Source organism: Agrobacterium bohemicum, assembly GCF_002896715.1.
Classification (GTDB): Bacteria; Pseudomonadota; Alphaproteobacteria; order Rhizobiales; family Rhizobiaceae; genus Agrobacterium; species Agrobacterium bohemicum.
Window position 1 is genome coordinate 70,111 of record NZ_PGEL01000022.1, and the last position, 25,612, is coordinate 95,722.

The window sequence follows — 25,612 nt, forward strand, 5'->3', positions numbered from 1 at the left end:
CGGACATCTCCCCCACAGGTGGGGAGATCGGCTGGGCGCAAGGACGTCGCTTCACCTTCGGCGTCAGAGATGGGCAGAAGGTCACCGCAAATCGATCTCCCTTCTTGTGGGGGAGATGTCCGGCAGGACAGAGGGGGGTGAGCCACGAATTCGACCATCATGATATTCCCATCTTCCCCGGATTAAAAATCCCCGCCGGATCAAGCTTCCCCCTAACCCGCCCAGAAAGCACAGCTTCCACCGGCGAGAGTGGCTCAAACGCCGCAATGACCTCCCGGACTTCCGAGCGTATTAATGTGGCATGACCACCACCGACCGCTTTGACGTAGTGCCGCAAAAGCTCCGCTTCCGGCTGAGCGTCCATCTGCATCCAGACCAAGCCACCCTGCCAATCGTAGAACGCATCGATGCCCGCTTCCAGCCGCAGCGCTGCCACCAGCTTGTGGCCTTGGGAGGGGGCGACCGAGACTCGCCAGAGCGGTTTTGCCGGATTGGCCGCGTAGGGCGTCACATCGCGGATTTGCTGCCACAGCGCCTTGCTTTCGTCCTCACCGAGAAACACCGAAGCGCCAAGTGCTGACAGGATCGTTTGCAGTTTCTGCGACCGCGCCTCAACCGAAGCACCGAGCCCTTCCAGCCGCAGCACGGTGGCTGCGCCATCGGGCAGCGATCCGTTGAGAAACCGGGATTTCACGCTCTCCGGCAGATGCGCGGCACCGGAGACCTCGACGCTGGTCGCCATGGCGGCGGCCATGGCATGGGTAGCGGCCTCGTCTTCGAGGCCGGATATAACGAGCGTGGTTTGTGCAGGCGGAACCGGCAGGATGCGGAAGGTGACTTCCGTCAAAAAACCGAGCGTTCCATAAGAGCCCGCCAACAGCTTGACCAGATCGAGCCCGGTGACATTCTTCATCACCCGTCCGCCCGCTTTTATGGCCTCGCCCCGACCATTGACGAAGCGGATGCCGAGCAGGCTGTCGCGCGCAGCACCTGCCACGTAACGGCGCGGGCCGGAGATATTGGCGGCAAAAACGCCGCCAATTGTCGGCTCACCCACAGTACCCATCACGGCGCGGTGGTCCATGGGTTCGAATGCCATCATCTGGTTGGCAGCAGACAGCGCCGCCTCCACCTCAACCACCGGCGTTCCGGCTTTCACCGTCATGACCATTTCAGCGGGGTTATAGGCCACGATGCCGCTGATTGATCGAGAGGAGAGCGCCGCTTCAGCCGCAACGCGATTGCCGAAGCCGGAGCGCGTATTGCCGCCAAAGATTGCCAACGCCCGGCGGGCATCCGCGTGATCGCGAATGATATCGGCAGCTTCAGTCTCGGNTTTAGGCAGATGCATGTCGTTCATGTCGCAGGCCGTCCGTCCAGCGGGAAGACCTTGGAGGGATTGAGTATCCAGTCTTCATCGAAGGCAGCGCGCACCGCCATTTGCTGGTTCAGATCGGCATCTGAATACTGGTGGCGCATCAGGTCGCGCTTTTCGATGCCGACGCCATGTTCTCCGGTCAGGCAACCACCCGCATCGACGCAGAGCCGCAGGATTTGATTGCCCGCCTCTTCAGCTTTCGCGGCCTCTTCTGGGTCGTTGGCGTTGAAGAGGATGAGCGGGTGCATGTTGCCATCGCCCGCGTGGAAAACATTGGCGACACGAAGCCCGAGGCTATCGACAATTTCGCTGGTCNTTTTCAACACATAGGACAGTTGGCTGAGCGGGACCGTGCCGTCCATACAGATATAATCCGAGATGCGACCTGTCGCACCGAATGCGGATTTGCGGCCTTTCCAGATGGCGGCGGCTTCCATGGCGGACTGACATTCACGCACGGTTTTGACGCCATGTTTTCGAGCGATGGCAACGATGTCGGTCAGCATGGCGTCCATCTCGTCTTCCGACCCCTCCACCTCGACAATCAGCAATGCGCCTACATCCAGCGGATATCCGGCCTTGGCAAAGGCCTCGCAAATCTCGATGGCCGGCTTGTCCATGAACTCGATGGCGACGGGAATGATGCCCGAGCCGATAATATCGGCAACGCAGGAGCCTGCCTCCTCGGAGGTTTCGAAACCGAACAGAACCGGCCGCGCGCCTTCCGGCTTGGCAATCAGTCGCACCGTGGCTTCGGTCACGATGCCAAGCTGGCCTTCCGAACCGCAGACGAGGCCGAGCAGGTCGTAACCGCCCGCGTCCAGATGCTTGCCGCCGATTTCCAGCACCGTGCCATCCACCAGAACCATCTTTACGCCGAGCAGATTGTTGGTGGTTACACCATATTTCAGGCAATGTGCCCCGCCGGAATTCATGCCGATATTGCCGCCGATGGTGCAAGCCAGTTGGGAGCTTGGGTCAGGCGCATAGAAAAACCCTTGCGAGCCTGCGACATCAGAGATCGACAGATTGGTGACACCTGCCTGCACGGTGGCGGTGCGGTTGAAGAAATCCATCTCGAGAATCTGTGCCATCTTCGAAAGGCCGATCACCACCGCATCCTCCTGCGGAATAGCACCGCCGGACAGAGATGTGCCCGCCCCGCGCGGCACGATGGGAATGCCGTAACGATGGCAATATTTCATGACGGCGGAAGCCTGTGCCGTCGTCTTCGGCAGCGCGACGGCCAGCGGCACTTTTCGGTAAGAAACGAAAGCATCCGTTTCGAATGGCACGAGCTCTCGCAACTCGTGGACAAAACATTCCGGCGGCAGCAGATCGGCAAGGTCGGCCACGATCCTTGCCCTGNTTTCAAGAACCGACAGGCGGGGTTTCAAAAACTCTATGGCTTGCGACATGATTGCTCCACACGCCTCCTCCTGCGATGCAGGCCATGATGTTACGAATATTTCGCCAATGGACGCAAGCGAGCTTGAAAAACATCGGCCCTACAATAAGTGCCACAACTGCGACGCCCGTGAGTAATTTTATCTCTTTTTAATGGAACTTTTTCCGCAAAGCGCACTTTCCCCTAGGTTGCCTGGAAATTTTTATTACGATGGGACGCTATGATTACCACGAGCGAAACTGAACGCTATCCACGGATAGCACTCATATCGACACATGGCTACGTAGCCGCACAGCCGCCATTGGGCGCCGCTGACACCGGAGGACAAGTCGTTTACGTGCTGGAACTGGCGCGCAAACTCGGCCAACTCGGATACACCGTCGATCTCTACACGCGCCGCTTCGAGGACCAGCCGGAAATCGATGACGTTGATGATCGCGTGCGGGTCGTTCGAATTCCTTGCGGTGGCAAGAACTTCATCCCGAAAGAATATCTGCATCGCCATATGATGGAGTGGTGTGAAAATGCACTTCGTTTCATCAAGAAGAATGATCTCAATTATACATTCATCAACAGTCACTACTGGGACGCGGGTGTCGCAGGCCAGCGTCTTTCGGAAGCATTGNAAATTCCGCATCTGCACACGCCACATTCCATCGGCATCTGGNAAAAACGTCAGATGGAGACTGACTACCCGGNAAAGACGGATACGTTCGAGTTGGAGTTCAATTTCAAGGAACGCATCCAGCATGAGCTGATCGTCTATCGCAGCTGCGACATGGTGATTGCAACCACGCCGGTGCAACTGGACGTACTGATCGAAGACTACGGCCTGAAGCGCAAGCACATCCACATGATTCCGCCTGGTTACGATGACAACCGGTTCTTCCCGGTGTCCGAGGGATCGCGGCAGATGCTGCGTCAGCGCTTCGGATTTGAAGGTAAGACGGTTCTTGCCCTGGGGCGCCTCGCGACGAACAAGGGCTACGACCTGTTGATCGATGGTTTCTCGGTGCTGGCGGAAAGAGAGCCTGAGGCCCGTCTTCACCTAGCTGTTGGCGGCGAGAACATGGACGAGCAGGAAACAAATATCCTCAACCAGCTGAAGGATCGGGTAAAATCCCTCAAACTGGACGATAAGGTCGTCTTTTCCGGTTACGTGGAAGACGAAGACCTGCCGGATATCTACCGTGCAGCGGATCTGTTTGTGCTGTCCAGCCGTTACGAGCCCTTCGGCATGACGGCTATCGAGGCGATGGCAAGCGGTACGCCAACGGTGGTCACTATTCATGGCGGACTGTTCCGCGCCATCAGTTACGGGCGACACGCCCTGTTTGCCGACCCGTTTGACAAGGAAGATCTCGGCATCACCATGATGAAGCCATTCAAGCATGACCGCCTTTACGGTCGGCTGTCGCGGATGGGCGCACACAAGGCACGCAGCCTGTTTACCTGGACCGGCATTGCGCAACAGCTTCTTGCCTTGGTCGAAGGGCGTACAATGATGCCTGTACTGGAAGAAGCCGATTGGGCCGAACCATGGAATGATGGCGATTGAAACCGATTCGTCTTTTCTCAACCGATCTTGATGGGACCGTCGTTGGCAACAACGACGCGACGGCCCGCTTCCGTGATTTCTGGCAATCCTTGCCACAAGAAACCCGTCCGCTGCTGGNTTTCAACAGCGGACGCCTTCTTGATGACCAGTTCGAATTGATGGAGGATGTGCCTCTCCCGAACCCCGACTACGTTATCGGCGGCGTGGGCACGCTTCTTTCCGGCCACGATCAGCCATCGCTAAAACAGGCCTACGCGGCGTCTCTCGGACAGGCATTCGACACACATAAAATCGTATCGGTGATGTCGTCCGTGTCCGGCGCAAGCGTTCAGCCTGCGCGATATCAACATGATCTGAAGTCTAGCTGGTATCTCCACGATGCAAGCGGTGCCGACATATCCGATATCGAACGGCGCCTCGTCGATAACGAAATCGATGCCCGCATCGTCTATTCCAGCAATCGCGATCTGGATATTCTCCCGCGCGCCGCCGACAAGGGTGCTGCCATCCAATGGTTGTGCATTCATCTCGACATCGGTCTCGATGAAGTCGTCGTCGCCGGGGATACGGGCAATGATCGCGCCATGTTTGAATTGCCAGGTGTTCGGGGTATCGTCGTGTCAAATGCCTTGCCGGAATTGAAGGGGTTGGCCGTGGACAAGGACCATGTCTTCTGCGCGCCAGACGCGGAGGCAGATGGGGTCATGTCGGGCTTGAGACATTGGCTGTCTTTGTAAAGACGTCGATTTTGATCACATAATATTATGTGTTGAACATCAAATATACTGTCGCTTTGGCTGTGAGCTTATTGACCTTGGTCACGAACAGCCGGACAATCGAACGAATCATCCCATATTATTGTGCGGCGATATGGCGTGACCAATCTGGTCATAACATTAGATTTTTCGTACATAACAAATTGCATTTGAAGGACATAAACTCATTGAACGTGCTCACCCGATTGGCAACTGACGTCTGCTTGATGCTGCGCCGCCCACCGCGCCAGCAATATGCGGCGCTTTGCTATCGCAGGAAAAAGGGTGCGCTGGAAGTTTTGCTGCTGACGAGCCGGGACACCGGCCGCTGGGTCATTCCCAAGGGCTGGCCGATGAACGGCAAGAAGGCACATGCCGTTGCCGCACAGGAAGCTTTCGAGGAGGCTGGTGTTCGCGGCAACGTTGNAAAGGACCATTTCGGCTTTTTCGATTACGACAAGAAACTGCGCAATGGCGTGAAAGTGGTCTGCCGTGTGCAGGTACATCTGCTCGAGGTTGTCGATCTCGTGAAAAACTTTCCAGAACGCGAAAGTCGGACACTTGAATGGGTGACTGCAGAGGAAGCATCGCGTCGCGTCAATGAGCCCGAATTGAAAGAACTTTTCCTTTCCTTCGACAAGCAAATGGCGCAAACTCAAAAGCGACCCATTCAAAAAGACGTCAATTTGTAAGACCCAGACAACGCCGCTCCAACGCCTGCACACGCGGCTAAAGCCGCAGATGAAAGCAGATCGATGGTGCGACCACCTTCCAACCGCATGAAGCCGACACTGGATAAGGATCTGGATCGGGTTACGCGTGTCGAGGAGGCGACGTTCCACATCACAGACCGTTTGACGGCACCCGGCATCGGTCTGCTTTTTCTGATCATGGCCGCCTTGCTGGCGAATGCCTTTGTCGGCGGCACACCGGGCGCGGTTATCGTCGTGGCTGCGGCGATTATCGGTGCCTACATGGCCCTGAACATCGGCGCTAAGGATGTGGCCAACAATGTCGGTCCGGCTGTTGGTGCCAAAGCCCTACCGATCGGCGCTGCACTGATAATGGCCGCTGTCTGCGAAGTGCTGGGGGCGTTGATCACCGGCGGCAACGTGGTGGAAACCATTTCGCGCGGCATTATCAGCGTCGAAACCATTCCTGATACCGCAATCTTCACGCTAGCCATGCTGGCCGCATTGATCACCGCGGGTCTGCTGGTGAACCTGTCGAACATCGTCAAGGCACCGGTTTCGACCACCCATACGATTGTCGGCGGCGTCGCGGGTGCCGGAACAGCAGCCTATGGGTTCGGCGCGGTCGACTGGNTTTCCCTGTCAAAAATCGCGCTGGCCTGGATGGTAACGCCCTTCATTAGCGCCTTTTTCGCCGTTGTTTTTCTTGCTTTCATCAAGGAATTCATCATCTACCGCGACGACAAGATCGAAGCAGCACGGTTGTGGGTTCCGGTTCTGATTGGCGTCATGAGTGGCGTTTTCACAGCCTATCTCATATGGGTCGGCCTTCACAATATCGTGTTCGTCTCACTTGGCACCGCAAGTCTGCTGGGTTTGGCTATTGGCCTTCTCAATTGGCGTCTCTGCGTTCCGCTCATCCGCAAACAATCGGAAGGGCTGGNAAATCGCAATCAGTCGCTGCGCAAGATGTTTCAGTGGCCTCTCATTCTGGCCGCCGGATTGATGTCTTTCGCCCACGGCGCCAATGATGTCTCCAATGCCATCGGCCCCGTCGTGGCGATTGTGCGTGCCACTCAGGGTCAATTCGTCGGCGATACCGCTCGTGCACCGGAATGGGTGATGTTGATCGGCGCCTTCGGCCTGTCCTGCGGCATCTTGCTGTTCGGTCCACGCCTCATCCGGCTGGTCGGAGAACAGATCACTAAGCTCAATCCGATGCGCGCCTTTTGCGTGTCGGTTTCCACTGCGCTCACCGTGCTGGTGGCGTCACGGTTGGGAATACCGGTCAGCACGACTCACACCGCTATTGGCGCCGTCTTCGGCGTTGGCTTCTTCCGTGAATGGTACACGCATCGCTCCCGGACACGCGTTGATGCCGCCCGCGCTGAAAGCGACGTTGTCAACCAGACAAGCAATGAGGACGATGAAAACTCCTCCGAGGTGCGCCGTCGCTACCTGGTGCGCCGTTCGCACTTCATGACAATCGTCGCTGCCTGGATTATTACCGTTCCCACCAGCGCCGCGCTGGCGGCAGCACTCTATGGAATTATGTATATTCTGTTTATCTAGGCTTGAGTGACGACGATCCAACCCAAAATCAAAGAGCAACATGCGCGCCAATTTTCGAATGCAACGGCTTTTCGTCAGCCAGCCCCTCAAATCGGGTGAAGCTGTCGAGGCCACCAGCGACCAGTATAACTATCTCGCCAATGTTTTGCGCATGACTGATGGCGCGGAAATTCTCGTGTTCAACGGGCGCGACGGTGAGTGGAGAACCACACTTTCCTTTCCCACCCGCNAAAAAATCCTGCTAACCGCCACCGAACAGACGAGAGCACAACCTCAAACGCCGGATCTGCACTATCTGTTTGCGCCTCTTAAAACCGGGCGCATGGATTATCTGGTGCAAAAGGCGGTTGAAATGGGCGCGGGCGTCCTCCAACCGGTCATGACGCAGCATGTTCAGGGCNAAATCACCAGTCTCGACAAGCTGCGGGCCAACGTCACCGAAGCCGCTGAACAGTGCGGCATTCTGGCCATCCCGCAGGTTCTGGAGCCTATAAAGCTCAGGGATTTGCTTGACAGTTGGGATGCCTCGCGGCGTATCANTTACTGCGACGAAGGTGACGAAGGTCAAAACCCTTTGCCGATACTGAGCCGTATCGAGGNAAAGCAGATCGCCCTTCTGGTAGGCCCGGAAGGTGGCTTTTCGGACGAGGAACGCCAATTGCTGCGTGACCACGCGGCTGTCACACCCATTCCACTGGGGCCGCGTATTCTGCGGGCCGATACAGCGGCCGTTGCTGCGCTTGCCGTTATTCAGGCAACTCTGGGTGATTGGAACTAGAGGTCTGCGAAGCACGGCGATGGAGCAAAACAATTGCCTTTGGCCATGCTTGAAAGAAATTCATTTGCCTAAGCCAGTGCCGCGCCCTATCAGCGAATTCAACAAGCCAAAAAGCCAAACATCGACCATAAGGTAACTCCATGGCCCGCGATACCACCGACCAGACTTCCATTTCCTCCGTACAGGATTTGACCGACTATCTGGCGGGTGGATGCAAACCCGTTGAGAAATTCCGCATTGGCACCGAGCACGAAAAGTTTGCCTTCTTCCGGGAAGACAACTCGCCGGTTCCCTATTTTGGCGATGCCAGCATTTCCGCTCTGCTGAAGGGCATGCAGGAAAAACTGGGCTGGGAACCGATCATCGACGAGGGTAACGTCATCGGTCTCAGCGAACAGAGCGGCATGGGCGCCATATCCATTGAGCCCGGCGGACAGTTCGAGCTTTCTGGCGCGCCGCTCGAAAACCTGCATGAAACCTGTAAGGAATCCAACCGGCATCTGGCGACCCTGCGCGAAGTCGCAGAACCCATGGGCATTCGCTTTCTGGGCATTGGCGGCAGCCCGCTGTGGACCTATGAAGAGACGCCGCAGATGCCGAAATCGCGCTACGCGATCATGACCCGCTACATGCCCAAGGTCGGCACACAGGGTCTCGATATGATGTACCGCACCTGCACGATCCAGGTTAATCTCGACTTTTCGTCGGAAGACGACATGCGCCGCAAGATGCGCGTTTCGATGAAGCTGCAATCGCTGGCGACGGCCCTGTTTGCCTCCTCGCCCTTCACAGAGGGAAAGCCGAACGGACTTCTTTCCTGGCGTGGCGATATCTGGCGCGATACCGACAATCGTCGCTCGGGCGTGTTGCCGTTTACCTTCGAGCCTGATTTCGGGTTCAAGGATTATGTGGAATGGGCGCTGGATGCGCCGATGTATTTCATCGTTCGCAATGATAAATATCGCGATTGTACCGACATCACCTTCCGCCAGTTCATGAACGGCGCGCTGAAAGGCCAGATTGCCGATTGGGAGCCCAACCTGGGCGACTGGACGAACCATCTTTCCACGCTGTTCCCTGACGTTCGCATGAAGCGTTTTCTGGAAATGCGTGGCGCGGACGGCGGCCCATGGCGCCGCATCTGTGCTCTGCCTGCTTTCTGGGTGGGGCTTCTCTATGATGACGCAGCGCTGAGCGCTGCTGACGAATTGACGAAGAACTGGACCGTCGAAGATGTCATCGCCATGCGTGACACGGTTCCGGCTTTGGGGCTTAAGGCCATGGTGGCTGGCCACGGACTGATGGATATCGCCCGCGAAACCGTATCGATCGCCCGCGATGGCTTGCGCAATCGCAAACGTCTGAACGATGACGGGCAGGACGAAAGCGTGTTCCTCAACCCGCTGGATGAAGTTCTGGCGAAGAAGGCCACCATGGCAGAGGATTTGCTGGCGCTTTACAACGGCCGCTGGGGCAAGTCGGTTCTGCCGGTTTTCGACGAATATCAATACTAAGGCGCATNAAAAAGCCCGGTGCAGCTTGAGGGCAGACACCGGGCAAAGGCAGGGTTTATTGGCAAATCACCCTGCGGGGAAATGATTTAAGGCTTGCGGACGCTTACAACGCCTTCGCTGCAGCCACTCTGGCCATGCGCGCAAGCCGGGTCGTCGGATCTTCCATGATGCCTGTGTCGAGGGCAGTCTTCAAATCGCGGCGCGTCAAACCAATGTCGGCAAGTTGATGGTCATCCATCTCAACAAGGCGATTGGCAGCGAGGCGATTGGAAATGCGGCGTAGAAACGTCACGAAACCTTTGCTCACGCCCGTCGCAACCTGTTCAAAGGTCGCCGTCCGTGGTGCGATCAAACCCAGTTCCATCTTCCGTTCTGCCGTGCGCATGACACTATCCCTTCATTTAGGCACGATGAGGCACCGCCTCCACACCCATGCGTGAAGGCCGCCGGTCTGGCCACCTGACGGGTGACAAATTGGTTATTTGCTGCTTCTGGCGTCAAAATGTCGCAAGACCATTGATCAGTCCAACGAATGTTTCTAATGTGAGCCATCAATCATTCTTATGGATGTTCTGCCCATGTCCGCACCTCTCGACATCGACCAGCTACACACATTTATCGCCATCATTGACGCTGGCAGCTTCACCAAGGCCGCAGACCGGGTTTTCAAGACGCAATCTGCTGTTTCCATGCAGATGCGGCGTCTTGAGGAGCGATTGGGAAAGCAGCTTTTTGCCAAGGATGGACGTGGCAACAGGCTGACGGCAGAGGGCGAAAAGCTGATGCATTATGCCCGCCGCATTATCCGTCTCAACAACGAAGCCGTCGCCGCCTTCGACGACAACCGGCTGGAAGGTACGCTGCGCATCGGCACGCCCGACGATTATGCCGACCGGTATATGCCTGAGATCATTGGCAGGTTTGCCAAGACGCATCCGAATGTCGAGCTCTACATCGTCTGTGAACCATCAGTCAGCCTTGCGGNAAAAATGGCACGTGGAGAGCTGGATATCGCTCTCGTTACTCATAATCCTCGTGCGCGCGCGTCCGACATTGTGCGCACCGAACCGCTCTGCTGGGTGGCGTCCGCCAACCATCCGCTGCGCGACGACGTGCCTGTACCGCTGGCGGTAGGACGTCGAGATTGCCTGTGGCGCCAACTGGCCACTTCGGCGCTGGATGCCGATGGCCGTGACTATCAGGTTCTGTTCACCAGTTGGTCATCCACCGTCATCGCCGCAGCCGTTCTGGCCGGGATGGCTGTCTCGGTTCTGCCGGAATCGACGCTGCGGACAGGCATGAAGGTGCTGACATCGGCAGATGGCTTCCCGCCCCTGNCCCCCGTGCAGATCGGCCTGATGAAGCGCCCCGGCCTTTCGCCGTCGCTCATCAACGCCATCACCGATCACATCACCGCCTGCCTCGACAACATATCGCTGGCATCCCCGCCCGATGAACTGGACGAGGATATCAAGGCGTTTCCAAGGCTTGCGCGGGTGCGGACAGGACAACTGGCACCGGGATGGTGAGGTAGTCGCCGGAGCGGAATAGACTGGCCCTCACCGGTGACGATTACCCCAAATTCTTGCGAAAGAACTCAATCGTCCGCCCCCAAGCGAGGTCTGCGGCGGCCTTGTCGTAACGGGCGCTCGATGTATCGTTGTTGAAGGCATGGTTGACGCCGTCATAGACGAAGATTTCAAACGACTTGCCGTTGGCTTCCAGAGCGTTGCGATACGCACCTATGCCAGCATTGATACGCTCGTCCAGACCGCCATAATGCATCAGCAGTGGGGCTTTGATGGCGGGCACATCGTCGCCCGGCGGCTGCGCACCGTAATAGGCGACGCCTGCGTTCAACCCTTGGGATTTCGTTGCAAAGCGGTTGACCAGACCGCCGCCCCAGCAGAACCCGACGGCGCCGACCTTGGTGTTTGAACCATCGCGTTTCGTCAGCCACACACGCGTGGCTTCCGCATCGGCAACGGTTGCCGCCATGTCCATGCCGGAAAACATCTGGCGTGCCTTCTCCTCATCTGCTGGCGTACCGCCTTGCGATGATAGNAAATCGGGTGCAAGCGCCACGAAACCTTCAAGCGCCGCCCGGCGGGCGACGTCACGAATATGGGCGTTGAGACCCCGGTTTTCGTGAATGACGATGACCGAACCAAAGGGTTTCGCGACATCCTTCGGCGCGACGAGATAGCCCTTCATTTCGCCGTTTGCGCCGGGATAGGTAACATCCTCCGTAATCAGACGGTCGTCTTTTTCGGCAACGATAGCGGCCTGCGCAGCGGTGGCACCCAGCATCGGCGCTATCGCGGCGGCGGCGGCACCCGACCCGGCCAGCAACGTCAGTTTTTCCATGAATTTGCGGCGGTCGAGGCTGAGATGCGTATACTCATCATAGGCATCGATCATCGCCTGTGTGATATCCGGCTTGTCTGTCATCATGCTCTCCATGTGGACGCTGCGTTGAACAATAACGCAAAGTGCGGAAAAGCGATGCAGGACGCGGATTTCAGCGAAACAACTTTTCGCGATCCCGACCTAGAGGTCAGCCGTTTTCCAGCGCCAGCCACACGATCATCCAGCCCCACATCAGCACAAGCGCTGCGAAACTAATGGCAAAGGCAGGGGCGCGGTAACGCAGCCTGTTGCTGGTCACATGCACATAGGAATGCGCGTAACGGCCAACCACGAATATCCAGGCAAGGATAATGGTGGCGATATTGTCGGCATCGGTGATGTAGAGAAGCAGACACACCGCATGAAACAGCATGGGCATTTCGAACTGGTTGGCGATGTTCTTGTTGACCAGCAGGCTTTGCTGCGCCTCTTCGCCCGCATCACGAAAGCGCTTGAAAGCATCCTTGTTCGTGAAGGTAAATTTCTTCCGACGAATGAAAAGCAGGACATAGAGACCAAAGACCAGAAACGCGTGGGCGATCATGGGCCAGAACATTGCGGTCGTCGGTGACATCGTCGTGCTTCCTTTCAACAAAACGCTCTCCGAACGTGGTGTTCGGAGAGCGTCCATGTATTGCCATGTTACCTGTCTGGACGAAAGATCAAACTGCGCCGGGATAGTTCGGGCTTTCGCGGGTGATCGTCACATCATNGGCGTGGCTTTCACGCAGGCCAGCGCCCGAAATGCGAACGAAGGTCGCGCGCTCCTGGAATTCCGGGATCGTGCCGCCGCCGACGTAGCCCATCGCAGCCTTCAGGCCGCCAGCGAGTTGGTGAAGAACGCCGGATACCGGGCCCTTATAGGGCACCTGACCTTCAATGCCTTCAGGCACCAGCTTCAGCGTGTCGCGCACCTCCGCCTGGAAATAACGGTCTGCCGAGCCGCGTGCCATGGCACCGACGGAACCCATGCCGCGGTACGCCTTGAAGGAGCGACCCTGGTAGAGGAACACCTCGCCCGGGCTTTCATCCGTGCCTGCCAGCAACGAGCCGATCATCACGGCAGATGCACCCGCAGCGATAGCCTTAGCGAAGTCGCCAGAGAACTTGATGCCACCGTCTGCGATGACCGGAATATCGGCATCACGGGCGGCTTCAACCGCAGACATGATAGCCGCAAGCTGCGGAACGCCCACACCGGCCACGATGCGTGTGGTGCAGATCGAACCGGGACCGATACCAACCTTGACGGCATCTGCACCGGCATCGATCAACGCCTTGGTGCCATCAGCCGTTGCGACATTGCCTGCGATGATGCGAACCGAGTTCGACATCTTCTTGACCTGCGTGACGGCATCGAGAACGCGCTGTGAATGGCCGTGGGCGGTGTCCACCACCAGGAGATCGACACCGGCTGCAATCAGACGCTCTGCGCGCTCGATGGCATCGGCACCCACGCTGATGGCGGCGGCGGCACGAAGACGGCCCTGCGCATCCTTCGTCGCGTTGGGGTTAAGCTGCGACTTTTCGATGTCCTTGACGGTGATGAGGCCAACGCAATTTCCAGCGGCATCGACAACCACCAGCTTTTCAATGCGGTGCTTGTGCAACAGGCGGCGGGCTTCCTGCTGATCAACGCTGCTTTCCTTGACCGTCACGAGATTTTCGCGGGTCATCAGTTCGTAAATCTTCTGGCTGGGATCAGACGCNAAACGTACGTCACGGTTTGTGAGAATGCCCACCAGACGTCCCGACTTATGACCTCCGGAACCGCCATTTTCGACAACCGGAATGCCGGAAATGCTGTAGGTCTTCATCAGCGCCTGCGCTTCGGCAAGCGTGGCATCCGGGCCGATCGTGACAGGGTTGACGACCATTCCGCTTTCGAACTTCTTGACCTGACGGACTTCTTCGGCCTGTTCGACCGGCGAAAGATTGCGGTGGATGACGCCGATGCCACCCGCCTGCGCCATGGCAATGGCAAGACGACCTTCGGTGACCGTATCCATCGCAGATGAAAGGATTGGCAGGTTCAGTTCGATATCGCGGGCAATGCGTGTGGCGATATTGGTCTGACCCGGCATGACTTCGGAGTGCCCGGGCTGAAGCAGCACATCATCGAATGTCAGAGCGTCAAGACCGGTAGGAGTCTGAATAATACGTGCCATGGCCAAATTCCTGTATTGAAAATGCAAGCCGTCCCGGAAGGAAAAGTCCACCGGCGGCCCTGCAAAGGATTGCTTGGAAGTTGGCGAGGGCTGGTAACACGTTCATGACAGGAAGGGAATAGAAAAAACCCGGAAACGCGTTCCGGGTCTTGTTGTTGCAGCTATGCAGCAGTGTCAAATGTCGAACTGGTACGACTTCGGCACGAAACGATAACCCTCACTCTGCTTCTCGGCATAGCCAACGGCCGGGAACGGCATGTGATAACCGAGAAAGGCCACGCGGTCGGTCGCGATCATGTCGAACACCTTCTTGCGGCTGGCGGCAGCAGCGGCCTTGTCCATGTCGAATTTCACTTCCCAGTCCGGGCGCTGAAGCGACAGCACGAAGTGGTTGGCGGTATCGGCTGTCAGAACCAGTTGTTTTCCTTCCGATTCGACGTGGAATGTCATATGACCCGGAGAATGGCCGAATGCGGCAGCGCTGGTAATGCCTGATACGACGGTTGCGCCGTCTCCGATGAAGGTTGCCTTTTCGGCGAGCGGCTTCACATTGGCAAGTACGCCTTTTTGGCCGCCTTCCGCAGGTGTGCCGACCCGTTTGGCGTCCGTCCAGAAATCATACTCCACCTGGCCCATGACATAACGGGCCTTGGNAAAGGCAGGAGCGCCCTTTTCCATCAAGCCGCCGATGTGGTCTCCGTGCATATGCGTCAGCACGACCACGGTTACGTCTTCCGACTTGTAACCGGCAGAGGCTAGACCTTCGAGCAGGCGACCGTTACCGGCTTCGCGACCGCTCTCACCAAAGCCTGTATCGAACAGCACGAGGTCCGAGCCTGTGTTGATCAACACAGGCGAAAAGCTGTTGACGAACTGGTCTTTCGGCAGAAAATTCTTGTCGAGCAATTCACCAACCGTCTCGGCGCTCTGGTTCATGCCAAATGTTTCATTCGGCTTGCCAGACGGTCGCGAACCGTCCTTGACGACCAGAACCTCGAATTTTCCAAGTTTGAAGCGGTTTGTTTCTGGTGGCATGGCGTGATCGACCTTCATGGATGTTTGTGGCTGGGTTGACTGTGCAAATGCAGTGCCGCGCAGGACGAAAGGTGCCGCAATGGCGCCCATCCCCGCAGTCACAAATAAACTGCGCCTATTCATCTTCAAAAAACTGCTCATGAAATCCTCCAGCATTATTGTCCTACACCCGAACGCAGTATCACCGGTAAAGTGCCGAGAATGTGTAGAAAAAATCGATCTCACACAGACGTGATGGAAAGCGTAAACTTGCCGAATGTTTAGTTGGCAAACTGCGCGCACGGGCGTAGTTAGGACTTATCGACTTTCTCAGGATGCGGCCCGCCGCAATCACCACATGAACCGCATCATTCCGCTGATACTCGCTGTCGCCCTCTTCATGGAGCAGATGGATTCAACCGTCATCGCGACATCCCTGCCCGCGATTGCCGCCGACCTGAATGTCGGCCCGATCACGTTGAAGCTGGCACTCACCTCCTACATGGTGGCGCTGGCGATCTTCATTCCCATCAGCGGCTGGATGGCCGATAAATTCGGCGCAAAGAAAATCTTCCGTATTGCCATTGCCATTTTCGTTATCGGCTCGATCTGCTGTGCGGTGTCTTCGTCCGTGGTCGAATTCGTCGTCTCGCGCTTCCTGCAAGGCATGGGCGGCGCGATGATGACGCCGGTGGGCAGGCTTGTTCTTTTGCGAACGACGAAGCGTACCGAACTCGTCTCCGCCATGGCTCTCTTAACGATTCCCGGCCTAGTGGGACCACTGACCGGCCCGCCCATCGGTGGCTTCATCACGACCTATTTCTCGTGGCACTGGANTTTCCTCATCAATGTGCCGATCGGCGTTATCGGCATATGGCTTGCGACGATCTTTCTACCGGAGATCGAGACCACCAATCCGCCACCGATGGATACGAAGGGCTTCATCCTTTCGGGCGTTGCCGCATCGGGCGTCGTCTTCGGCGTCTCGGTGGTCAGCCTGCCCGCCCTGCCACCCATTGTCGGCATCGCGGCGACCATCGTCGGTTTCATCTGCGGTTTCTGGTACTGGCATCACGCAAAACGCCATCCAGCGCCCATCCTCGACTTCAAGATTTTTCGCAATGCAACGTTCCGCGCGGCATCGGTTAGCGGAACGATCTTTCGTATTTCAACAGGTGCCATTCCCTTCCTCATGCCGCTGATGCTGCAGATCGGCTTCGGATTAAATCCGTTTCAATCCGGCATGATCACCTTTGCGGGCGCCATTGGCGCCATCACCACCAAATTCATGGCGCGTCGGGTTTTTGCGGCGACCGGCTTTAGAAGTATATTGATTGGTGCCGGCATCGTGGGTGCCTTTACCACGGCAGCCAACGCGCTTTTCACTCCGGATACGCCTTACCCGCTGATCATGANTTGCCTGGTGACAGCGGGTTTTGCCCGTTCATTCTTCTTCACCGGCGCCAATGCGCTCGGCTATTCGGACATCGAGGACTCCCAAGCCAGCCAGGCGACGTCGATGGCTTCAGTGCTTCAGCAGATCAGCCTAGCCTTGGGTGTGGCATTTGCAGCCACCATCCTCGAAGTCAGCAGCTACATGTCCGGGGCACATTTGCAGCTGTCTGATTTCCACACGGCGTTTACGGTCGTGGCCGCGGTATCGCTCATCGCCATCTTGCCGCTGATTGCCATGGATCGAAGTGCTGGAGCAGCGGTTTCCGGCCATCGTGGCAAGGCTTCGCAACCGGCGGAATAGAATATTTGCGTAGTATTCAGCNAAAAATTCTATTCCGTTCCACCTGTCTTATTCGATGTCTGAAGCAACGGGTTCAACCGGCTTGCGGCCCTTGAAGTGTTTGGCAAGCAAGAACATTTCCACCGATTCCGAGCGCGATGAAGCCGGTTTTATGTGGATGACCTGCTTGAAGTTTTGCTTCAGCATATCAAGCAGCGCTTTTTCCGTACCACCCTGGAAGGTCTTGGCCAGGAAGTGGCCACCTTCGGCCAGCACCTGCACGGCAAAATCCGCTGCGACCTCGCACAGATGCATCGTGCGGATATGGTCGGTTTTCTGGTGACCGGTCGTGGGCGCTGCCATATCCGACAGGACCAGATCCGGTGTCCCACCGACAGACTTGATCAGAAGGTCAGGTGCGGTGGGATCGAGGAAATCGAGGTGGAGAATCTTGACGCCGGGAATAGCCTCGATCTCAAGGAAGTCGATGGCCGCAACGCGGATATCGTCTTCGGTCGAGTCTGTGACCTTGGCGGCAATCTGCGACCAGCTTCCCGGTGCAGCACCCAGATCGATGATGCGGCGCGCATCCTTCAAAATCTGATGTTTGTCATTGATTTCCAGCAGCTTGAACGCCGCGCGGGCACGGTAGCCCTCCAGCTTCGCGCGCTGCACATAGGGGTCGTTGATGTGACGCTCGATCCAGCGGCGCGAAGACGGCTTCAACTTTGCCTTCTTTACCTTCTGGCCGATCTTGCGTCCGGTACGGTTGGTACTAATGGGCGCCTTGGTCATATCAAACTTTCCGTTCCGGTTTGCCTTGCATCTGTGCCCGGCGAATTCGTGTGCGACGCCATGCGCCATCATCTGCCATCATATCCGTCAAAAGCCCTTCGCGAAGCCCCCTATCGGCAACCCGCATGCGCCGTGACGGCCAGCGCTTGCGAATGGCTTCCAGAATGGCGCAACCCGCAAGCACCAGATCGGCGCGATCCGGCCCGATGCAGGCGTTCGCTGCACGCCCTGCAAAATCCCAGGCCAGCAACTTGTCCTGCATGGCAGTGACTTCATCATCCGAAAGCCAAAGGCCATCGACTTTTCTGCGGTCGTAACGGGGGAGGTCGAGATGCACGCCGGCAAGTGTCGTCACCGTCCCCGATGTGCCGATCAGATGAAAATCCTCAGTAGCGATCTCACCCAGAGGCGGGCAATGAAAGCCATCCAGCAGGCCTTCGACTTCGCCCACCATCGCTGCAAACACCGCGGGCGTCACGTCACGCCCGCCATGCCGTTCAGACAGCGTCACCACGCCGACCGGAAGCGATGTCCAGTGGGTGATGTGGTTGGCCAGCCGGTTGGAACGATTTTCGCCCACGTGAATGACGGCGATCTCCGAAGAGCCTCCGCCGATATCGAACAACACGACCGAACGCGCTTCACGACCGACAAGCGATGCGCAGCCAGAGACGGCCAGACGGGCTTCGGTCTCGCGGCTGATGATTTCGAGTTCGAGACCTGTTTCGCGTGTCACACGCTCCAGAAACTCTTCGCCGTTAACAGCCGCGCGGCAGGCTTCTGTCGCGATCAAGCGCATGCGGCGTATGGTGCGCCCCGAAAGTTTGGCGGCACAAACCCGAAGGGCCTCGACCGCACGGTCCATCGCATCATCAGAGAGACGACCGGTTGACACCAGCCCTTCCCCAAGGCGCACGATGCGCGAAAAAGCATCCACGACGCGAAATTGGCCAGGGCGCGTCGGCTGGGCAATCAGCAGTCGGCAATTGTTGGTGCCGAGATCGAGCGCGGCATACATGTCTGCGCTGCCATCAAAGCCTGAATCCCGATAAGGCGTTTGCGCTCGCGCGTGAACATGGCTCCTCTGATCGGCTGTGAGAGGCGGATGTGCAGGCGACGCCGCACCANTTTGTCTCGCAGCAGGCTTGGGCGCATGTGTCGGGACCAGCGGGCGACCTTGTGGTCCACGATGGTTACGCTTCCCACCACGGGCGCTACGCTTGCCCTGAGATGGCGGCGTGTGCGTTCCCTGTTCGANTTTTGCACTGACGGCGGGTGCAGCCTGACCGCCGCCCTGCCCGCGAGAACGCCTGCGGCGCTTGCGCTTGCGCGGCTCCGCATCTGGCTCAACACTACCAATGGATGAGGAATCTGGTGGGGAATCGGCACTGCGTAGATGTGACGGAGAAGCAGCGTTGCGGGGCTTCCCGTTACGCCTGCTCTTGCCACGACGGGAACGCTTCGCATCCCCTTTTTCCACCGCCGACGNCCCTGATTCCGACGGCGTTGTGCCGTTGCCGGGGTCAGTCACTGTTTTATCCATTCCGCCGCGCGAAAGCTGAAAGCGATGCTGCTGGCGTCCATAAGTTACGTTGACGCAATCATACCAGCGCCCGACATTTTAGCCAACCAGTTTTTGAAGACGAAGAAAGCGCGCGTAAATACACGCCCCATAGCAACATCTGCGGCGCAAGGATCAACGGTAAACAACTGGAGAATAAGTGTNAAATGGTACGGTTGGCTGGAATCGAACCAGCGACCTCAGGATCCACAAACCTGCGCTCTAACCAACTGAGCTACAACCGCACATCAAACGCCATGTCGGCGTCACGGGGGCTCACATACGGGGAGTTTTTCCGTTTTGCAAGTCCTTCGGTAATTTTTGCGAAAAAAGCTTTGGAAAGCAAGAGGGTTTTCCCAGGCGACGGTGATCGGCAAAAAGTCTTGGGATTGAGGTGCGCAAACAGACATTGACGATTGCAAAAAGCAGCTGATCAACCCACATTCGATGGTATGCGCAGATCTTGCTCGGGCGCTTGGTAAATTAACTGTAATTGGCATTTCCTGCCGCAGATGATGGACCTATCCACCCTGTGAAGTTATTTAAGATTCTGTTAACATCGAGCCGATGCAGGCTGTATGGCACCTCATGATGAGGTCTTGCGGTTGTTTGAGGTCAGGTCGTGCCCAGAATAGGTCCCCACATGCCCGCCGTTCAATATCCATTTATAGACATAGCAGTACATGAGCGCGTTCGAGACCATTTCGGTCGCGGCGAAGCCATGGCGCTGTTCTCGATGGACCTCAAAAGCGTGCTCTGGGCCAACGGTCGTGGTGCGGCTTTGTTCGGTACGCCGATGATCTACGACTTTCTGGAACGCGGGCCAAAACAACGGGATGTAACCTTTCGGCAGCTCTCTGCGACGGTTACGCGCCTGACGAAAACCGGTGACAGCGCCCAATTTACAATTCGCATTCATTCCGGCTTCAAAAGCGTGTCGATTGTCGCGACCGCTGAGATCATCGAAGCCGAACCGGGCCAGCCGGCTATTTTGTTCACGGCGCCTGTCGATCAGACAATGCCCTCCCTGGAAGAACGCTCCCGCCGCATGATCGAGGGTTTTGACGACCCTGATATTCACATGGCTGTGCTGGATGCCGACAGTAGGGTTTTGGCGGCATCGCCAGGNTTTGCGGCTCTCGGTATAACTCCGGTGACGACAAGAACGCTTATTTCGATGGCGTCGACGCAGCCGGGAAAACTGGTCAAGAGACCAGTGCCTGCGGGCAAGGGCTATCTGCCAGCCGCTGCCGGGCAATTGTCGCAAGAGCCTGAATTGAACCTGCTTTTTGTCGTAGAAACTATGATCGGCACTCTCGATCCATCCGCAGAGTTTACCCAGGCAAAGACGGAACCCCAGCCGGAGATCAGTCATCCCGTTGCGACTGCACAAGACGATCACGTAGAAACGGAGCGTCAGGAATTTACCACCGTACTCGAGTCGATTGCGGACATAGAAGAGGTTGTTGAACCGCAGAACGAGAGCGACGATATTGACATCGTTTCCGAAGCAGCCACGCTTCCTGACGTTCAGCCTGNAAAAGAAGATGAGCAGGTACCAGCGGAAGATCAGGACGAGATCGTCCTTGACGAGCCGGAGGCGCAGCAGGCCGAGACAGAACCCGCGCTGCCCTTGGTTACACAGCCTTCACCCATCGAGATCGAGCAGGTCGAACAGGTCGAACAGGTCGAACAGGTCGAACAGGTCGAACAGGTCGAACAGGTCGAACAGGCAACCACAACCGCTGGTGAAGACAAGTCTTTTGTTTTCGATCCGAATCGGCGCGCCTCTCGTTTCGTCTGGAAGATCGATGCCGCCGGTCGCTTCAGCTCCATTTCGCATGAATTTGCCGAAGCGGTCGGACCGAAAGCTGCCAATGTCGAAGGCATGAGCTTTGCCGACCTTGCAGCATTGTTCAGCCTTGACCCGGATGGAAAGATTGCTGAGCTTTTGAACCGGCGTGATACGTGGTCCGGCAAGACCATTCACTGGCCGGTCGAAGGCACATCGCTGACCGTGCCGATTGATCTGGCCGCGTTGCCGACCTATACGCGCTCACGCGAATTCGATGGTTTCCGCGGCTTCGGCATCGTGCGCATTGCCGATGCGGCGGAAGATCCGAATGCCGTTGGCCTGACACTGGCAGGTGAACCGCACGCGGCGTTGGAGACGGACGAAGAGGCGCATGTCGATGAAAAAGCGCTGTTGGTGCTTCCAGACCAAGAGGAAGCCAACGCCGAGGTTTCGCCGTCCGTTATTCCGGAAGCGATGAACGAAAACGTTGCAGAGGACGACAGGGGGCAGCTGGACGAGACCACCAGTTACGCTCCGCCTGAAACCGAAGTCCCGGTTCTGAAGATCACCGAAACGCCAAACCGGCGTCATTCCGACAAGGTGGTACAGCTTGAAGACCGCCGCAGCAAAGGCAGGGACCAGCTGAGCGCCAGCGAGCAGGCGGCATTCCAGGAGATTGCGCGCGCTCTAAAACCTGTCGTGGCGGATACGGTCGAGACGAAAGAAACCGAAGAGGCGGATACGCTGGAGATGGCCGACATTGCCCCTGCGCCTGAGGCTTTGGATGAACCGACGTCTGCGCCGGAAGAACTCGCTGTCGAAGACAGCCAACCCGCGATTTTCGCGACAGAAGACGACGATGANTTTGCCGATTATACACGTGGCGATGAAGTCGTAAGTTTCGTGGCGCCGCAAAATCCGGTTCGCATAGCCGACAGTGAAAGCTTGGCTGAAGCGATTTCCGAGGCGCCTCGTGCAAACGCCACGTTGAATGCAGAAACGCTTGACCAGATGCCGGTTGCACTTCTGATCCATAGTGGTGACCGGCTGATCCATGCCAATCCCGAGTTTCTGAGGCTTACCGGCTATGCGACGGTGGACGAGTTGGCGGAAGTCGGCGGTCTTGATGCGCTGTTGCAACGCGATGAACTCGACACTGTTTCTGAACGGTCCGGCGGCATGGTTGCTGTCAGTTTCGAGAACGAGCTGATCCCTGTCAAGGCAAGGCTGCAATCCGTTCGCTGGGACGAGGCTGGCGCATTGATGCTGTCGCTGATCCCCACCGCTGAGAGCATCGCGAGCCCCCTGCCCGCCAATGAAAATATGCAGACGGACATTGCGCAGAACGAAACGGATATCGAACTCGGCGCGCTCCAAGGACAGGTCGAGGAGCTGCATTCCATCTTGGAAACGGCGACAGACGGTGTTGTGCTGCTTGCCGAAGACGGTTCCATCCGCTCATTGAACCGTTCGGCCAGTGCGCNTTTCAATTATGACAATGACGAGATATCCGCCAAGCCCTTCGTTACGCTCTTCGCCCATGAAAGCCAGCGGGCCGTGCTGGATTACCTCTCTGGTCTTGCCAATAATGGCGTAGCAAGCGTTCTCAATGATGGCCGCGAAGTGATTGGCCGTGAGGCCTCGGGCGGTTTTCTGCCTCTGTTCATGACCATCGGCAAACTGAAGTCCTCCAATGGATATTGTGCCGTCATCCGCGACATCACCCAGTGGAAGCGGACCGAAGAGGATTTGCGTAACGCCAAGCGCGCGGCAGAAACGGCAAATGCGCACAAGACGGATTTCCTGGCACGCGTCAGCCATGAGATTCGCACGCCACTCAATGCCATTATTGGCTTTGGCGACATCATGGCCACGGAGCGCTTCGGGCCGATCGGACATACGCGTTACATTGAATATTCCAACGACATTGTGCGCTCTGGTCGCCACGTGCTGGATATCGTCAACGATCTCCTGGATATTTCGAAAATCGAAGCAGGACAGATGGATGTCGATTTCAGGGCGGTTGCCTTGAACGATACGATCGCGGAAGCGGTATCCATCGTGCAGCCGCAGGCGAACAATCAGCGCGTCATCGTGCGCACGGCGCTGTCGCAATCGGTGCCACAGATCGTTGCCGATCTTCGCTCGATCAAGCAGATCATGCTCAACATTCTGTCGAATGCCATCAAGTTCACGCCATCAGGCGGACAGATTGTGGTGTCCACGGCTTATGAGGCCAATGGTAGCGTGGTCCTGCGTATCAGAGACACAGGCATCGGCATGAACCGCGCGGAACTGGAACAGGCGATGAAGCCGTTCCGACAGGTTTCCGCTTCCAGCAACCGTGTCCGCGGCGATGGCACGGGCCTGGGCCTGCCGTTGACCAAGGCGATGGTGGATGCCAACCGTGCCAATTTCTCCATCACGTCGGCACCGAATGAGGGAACGCTGGTGGAAATCAGCTTCCCTTCGCAGCGCGTGCTTGCGAACTGAACACTTCCGGGATTAGCAATGTCCAAGGGCATAATCGCCCTTGGAGATTTTCGATCTACGCATCGGTCCCGCCGATGACGGAAGGATAGAGCATTGCCGCTGCCCCAAAACTCTGACGCCGCCTGGATCGTCCCCGGATCGAGGCCTTCGGGACTTTCCATCTGGACAGTTTTGCTGGCTTGCGCAGTTGCCATGCCCCTGATTGCGANTTTCTGTATCGCTGCCACCGGTGGAACGGATGGCTGGCGTCATCTTCTGGTCAACGTCTTGCCACGTGCGGGCGAGCAGACTGTGATGCTTATAGGCCTGACCGGATTGATGACCGCATGTTTTGGCATCCTCACGGCATGGCTGGTGAGCACTTTTCAATTCCCTCTGCGCCGCCTCCTGGCTTTTGCGCTGGTACTGCCGCTTGCCATTCCGTCCTATCTGGCAGCCTATGCNTTTGGCGAATTTCTCGATTTCACGGGGCCGGTTCAAACTGCTGTTCGCACCCTCTTCGGCTATCATACGGTGCATGATTACTGGTTCCCGGATGTCCGCTCGCTGGGTGGTGCGGTGCTGGTCTTGAGTTCCGTTCTCTACCCCTATGTCTACCTGTCCGTCAGAGCGGCTTTTGGGCTACAGGGACGCTTTGCAACCGAAGCTGCGAGAACACTGGGCGCCGGTTCTTTGCGAATATTCCTTTCCGTGCAATTGCCAATGGCCAGACCTGCCATCATCATTGGCCTTGCTCTCGTCATGATGGAAACCTTGAACGACATTGGTGCAGTCGAATATCTCGGCGTTCGCACACTGACGTTTGCCATCTACGAAACCTGGCTCAATCGCGGCAATCTGGCGGGCGCAACGCAGATCGCTTCTGTGCTGGTGATCATCGTCGCCGCTCTCATCATCATCGAGCGAAAGTCGCGCAGCCGACAACGTTTCACCGCCGCCAAATCCACGGCCATGACGCAGCGCTTTGGGCTGAAGCAACTGCCGGCCGGGCGTGGATGGGCCGCAACGGCATTCTGCTTGCTGCCTATCCTGTCTGGTTTCGCGATTCCGGTCTTGGTGCTTGGGGGTTACGCCTTCAAACGCATCGACGCGCTGTCTGATACCAAACTGCTCAAGGCGTTGGCGCACAGTCTGGAAGTGTCGATGTCGGCAGCACTCATAACGCTCGTCTGCGGTTTCATTTTCGCTTATGTGCAACGGGCCAACGCCTCGTCCGCATCGCGCTCCATCAGCCGCATCGGCTCGCTTGGTTACGGAATACCCGGCACGGTGCTGGCCATTGGTGTGCTATTGCCGCTATCAGCCTTCGACAACGCGCTGGACGGATTTCTGCGGCTTCATCTCAACTACTCGACCGGGCTGCTGCTTTCTGGAACTGCATTTGCCATTGTCTACGCCCACAGCGTGCGGTTCATGACGCTGTCAGAAGGGACAATCGACGCAGGTTTTCAGAAATTGTCGCCACATCTGGACATGGCAGCGAGAACGCTTGGACGTAACCGCCTTCAGACACTGGTCAACGTGCTGTTGCCGAATATTCGCCCGGCAGCGGTTACCGCAGCATTGCTGGTCTTCATCGAATCGCTGAAGGAACTGCCCGCCACTATCATGCTGCGTCCTTTCAATTTCAACACGCTTGCAACACTGGTCTATGAGGACGCTTCACGCTCCAAGGTGCAGGATGCCTCCATTCCCGCCCTGATCATTATCTTGGCAGGGCTTATTCCTGTCCTGCTCGTGTCGCGATCTCTCGACCATGACCACGCTCAAGAAAAAAGGCAGCCGAAGCTGCCTTGAAAGTTTGTGCTTATAACGAGAGTAGGAATAACAACATCATGTCTTTGGCCACCGGCCCAGTCACCCTCTCATTGAGTGCACTCACGTTGAGATATATGTGAAGCAGTGCCGTTTAATAAACAGTTAAGGCGGCACGACACCATTTAGGGGCGATAAATCCTAATCGATACCGTTGATTTCGGCGCAGTGA

18 protein-coding genes, 1 tRNA gene and 1 pseudogene are annotated in these 25,612 nt (G+C 57.1%); 10 read left to right on the top strand and 10 right to left on the bottom strand.

The features are described 5' to 3' along the window. Nucleotides 1-157: 157 nt before the first annotated feature. Both CUC55_RS07990 and CUC55_RS07995 read right to left on the bottom strand, forming a co-directional pair. The gene (locus CUC55_RS07990; protein WP_425352796.1) at nt 158-1,351 is read right to left on the bottom strand and encodes an FAD-binding protein; all 1,194 of its coding nucleotides are present in this window, start codon (nt 1,349-1,351) and stop codon (nt 158-160) included. 5 nt (nt 1,352-1,356) lie between these two features. Further along, entirely contained in the window at nt 1,357-2,796 is a 1,440-nt protein-coding gene (locus CUC55_RS07995) for an FAD-linked oxidase C-terminal domain-containing protein (RefSeq protein ID WP_103087495.1), read from the bottom strand. 210 nt (nt 2,797-3,006) lie between these two features. Between CUC55_RS07995 and CUC55_RS08000 the strand changes: the two genes are divergently transcribed. The 6 genes from CUC55_RS08000 (at nt 3,007) to CUC55_RS08025 (ending at nt 9,655) form a co-directional block, all read left to right on the top strand. Beyond that, complete coding sequence (locus tag CUC55_RS08000; protein ID WP_103087496.1) at nt 3,007-4,344, top strand: glycosyltransferase family 4 protein; 1,338 nt, start codon at nt 3,007-3,009, stop codon at nt 4,342-4,344. Then, nucleotides 4,341-5,081 carry an HAD-IIB family hydrolase gene (locus CUC55_RS08005; protein ID WP_103087497.1) on the top strand — a complete coding sequence of 247 codons (741 nt, stop codon included), beginning with the start codon at nt 4,341-4,343 and terminating at the stop codon, nt 5,079-5,081. The genes CUC55_RS08000 and CUC55_RS08005 overlap by 4 nt, the downstream gene beginning before the upstream one ends. Before the next feature lie 245 nt (nt 5,082-5,326). Continuing rightward, nucleotides 5,327-5,791, top strand: a complete 465-nt coding sequence (locus tag CUC55_RS08010; RefSeq protein ID WP_103087498.1) for an NUDIX hydrolase — start codon at nt 5,327-5,329, stop codon at nt 5,789-5,791. A gap of 87 nt (nt 5,792-5,878) precedes the next feature. Then, a complete protein-coding gene (locus CUC55_RS08015) occupies nt 5,879-7,363 on the top strand; it encodes an inorganic phosphate transporter (RefSeq protein ID WP_103087615.1) in 1,485 nt (494 codons plus the stop codon). 40 nt (nt 7,364-7,403) lie between these two features. After that, entirely contained in the window at nt 7,404-8,141 is a 738-nt protein-coding gene (locus CUC55_RS08020) for a 16S rRNA (uracil(1498)-N(3))-methyltransferase (RefSeq protein WP_103087499.1), read from the top strand. A gap of 140 nt (nt 8,142-8,281) precedes the next feature. Beyond that, a complete protein-coding gene (locus CUC55_RS08025) occupies nt 8,282-9,655 on the top strand; it encodes a glutamate--cysteine ligase (RefSeq protein WP_067648525.1) in 1,374 nt (457 codons plus the stop codon). Between the two features lie 103 nt (nt 9,656-9,758). On the opposite strand, the gene CUC55_RS08030 is transcribed toward CUC55_RS08025, so the two are convergent. After that, on the bottom strand, nt 9,759-10,040 hold the full coding sequence (locus CUC55_RS08030; RefSeq protein ID WP_067648528.1) for a YjiS-like domain-containing protein: 282 nt from the start codon (nt 10,038-10,040) through the stop codon (nt 9,759-9,761). A 193-nt stretch (nt 10,041-10,233) separates the two neighbouring features. Between CUC55_RS08030 and CUC55_RS08035 the strand changes: the two genes are divergently transcribed. Continuing rightward, entirely contained in the window at nt 10,234-11,184 is a 951-nt protein-coding gene (locus CUC55_RS08035; RefSeq protein ID WP_103087616.1) for a LysR substrate-binding domain-containing protein, read from the top strand. A 43-nt stretch (nt 11,185-11,227) separates the two neighbouring features. Here CUC55_RS08035 and CUC55_RS08040 read toward each other — a convergent pair whose 3' ends face one another. The 4 genes from CUC55_RS08040 to CUC55_RS08060 all read right to left on the bottom strand — a co-directional run bounded on the left by CUC55_RS08040 (nt 11,228) and on the right by CUC55_RS08060 (nt 15,390). Next, nucleotides 11,228-12,106 carry a dienelactone hydrolase family protein gene (locus CUC55_RS08040; RefSeq protein WP_103087500.1) on the bottom strand — a complete coding sequence of 293 codons (879 nt, stop codon included), beginning with the start codon at nt 12,104-12,106 and terminating at the stop codon, nt 11,228-11,230. Between the two features lie 106 nt (nt 12,107-12,212). Further along, entirely contained in the window at nt 12,213-12,638 is a 426-nt protein-coding gene (locus tag CUC55_RS08045; protein ID WP_103087501.1) for an MAPEG family protein, read from the bottom strand. 88 nt (nt 12,639-12,726) lie between these two features. Further along, the gene (gene guaB, locus CUC55_RS08050) at nt 12,727-14,232 is read right to left on the bottom strand and encodes an IMP dehydrogenase (protein ID WP_103087502.1); all 1,506 of its coding nucleotides are present in this window, start codon (nt 14,230-14,232) and stop codon (nt 12,727-12,729) included. Nucleotides 14,233-14,406: 174 nt separating this feature from the next. Continuing rightward, entirely contained in the window at nt 14,407-15,390 is a 984-nt protein-coding gene (locus tag CUC55_RS08060) for an MBL fold metallo-hydrolase (protein WP_103087617.1), read from the bottom strand. Nucleotides 15,391-15,604: 214 nt separating this feature from the next. Between CUC55_RS08060 and CUC55_RS08065 the strand changes: the two genes are divergently transcribed. Next, the gene (locus CUC55_RS08065; RefSeq protein ID WP_103087504.1) at nt 15,605-17,002 is read left to right on the top strand and encodes an MFS transporter; all 1,398 of its coding nucleotides are present in this window, start codon (nt 15,605-15,607) and stop codon (nt 17,000-17,002) included. Nucleotides 17,003-17,050: 48 nt separating this feature from the next. Here CUC55_RS08065 and CUC55_RS08070 read toward each other — a convergent pair whose 3' ends face one another. The 3 genes and pseudogenes from CUC55_RS08070 to CUC55_RS08080 form a co-directional block, all read right to left on the bottom strand. Next, the gene (locus tag CUC55_RS08070; RefSeq protein WP_067648541.1) at nt 17,051-17,776 is read right to left on the bottom strand and encodes an RlmE family RNA methyltransferase; all 726 of its coding nucleotides are present in this window, start codon (nt 17,774-17,776) and stop codon (nt 17,051-17,053) included. Continuing rightward, nucleotides 17,773-18,806, bottom strand: a pseudogene (locus CUC55_RS23410) (Ppx/GppA phosphatase family protein); the annotation flags it as partial. The gene CUC55_RS08070 and the pseudogene CUC55_RS23410, both read right to left, overlap by 4 nt. A gap of 699 nt (nt 18,807-19,505) precedes the next feature. Next, a tRNA-His gene (locus CUC55_RS08080) sits at nt 19,506-19,582 on the bottom strand. Nucleotides 19,583-19,980: 398 nt separating this feature from the next. On the opposite strand from CUC55_RS08080, the gene CUC55_RS08085 reads away from it, so the two are divergent. Then, entirely contained in the window at nt 19,981-23,625 is a 3,645-nt protein-coding gene (locus tag CUC55_RS08085) for an ATP-binding protein (RefSeq protein WP_103087506.1), read from the top strand. Nucleotides 23,626-23,817: 192 nt separating this feature from the next. Further along, nucleotides 23,818-25,422, top strand: a complete 1,605-nt coding sequence (locus CUC55_RS08090) for an ABC transporter permease (protein WP_103087618.1) — start codon at nt 23,818-23,820, stop codon at nt 25,420-25,422. The last annotated feature ends 190 nt before the right edge of the window (nt 25,423-25,612 follow it).

Excerpts from the sequence above, each read along its gene's own strand:
- CUC55_RS08025 (WP_067648525.1), top strand. The coding sequence starts at position 8,282 with ATGGCCCGCGATACCACCGACCAGACTTCCATTTCCTCCGTACAGGAT.
- CUC55_RS08030 (WP_067648528.1), bottom strand. The coding sequence starts at position 10,040 with ATGCGCACGGCAGAACGGAAGATGGAACTGGGTTTGATCGCACCACGG.
- CUC55_RS08070 (WP_067648541.1), bottom strand. The coding sequence starts at position 17,776 with ATGACCAAGGCGCCCATTAGTACCAACCGTACCGGACGCAAGATCGGC.
- CUC55_RS08045 (WP_103087501.1), bottom strand. The coding sequence starts at position 12,638 with ATGTCACCGACGACCGCAATGTTCTGGCCCATGATCGCCCACGCGTTT.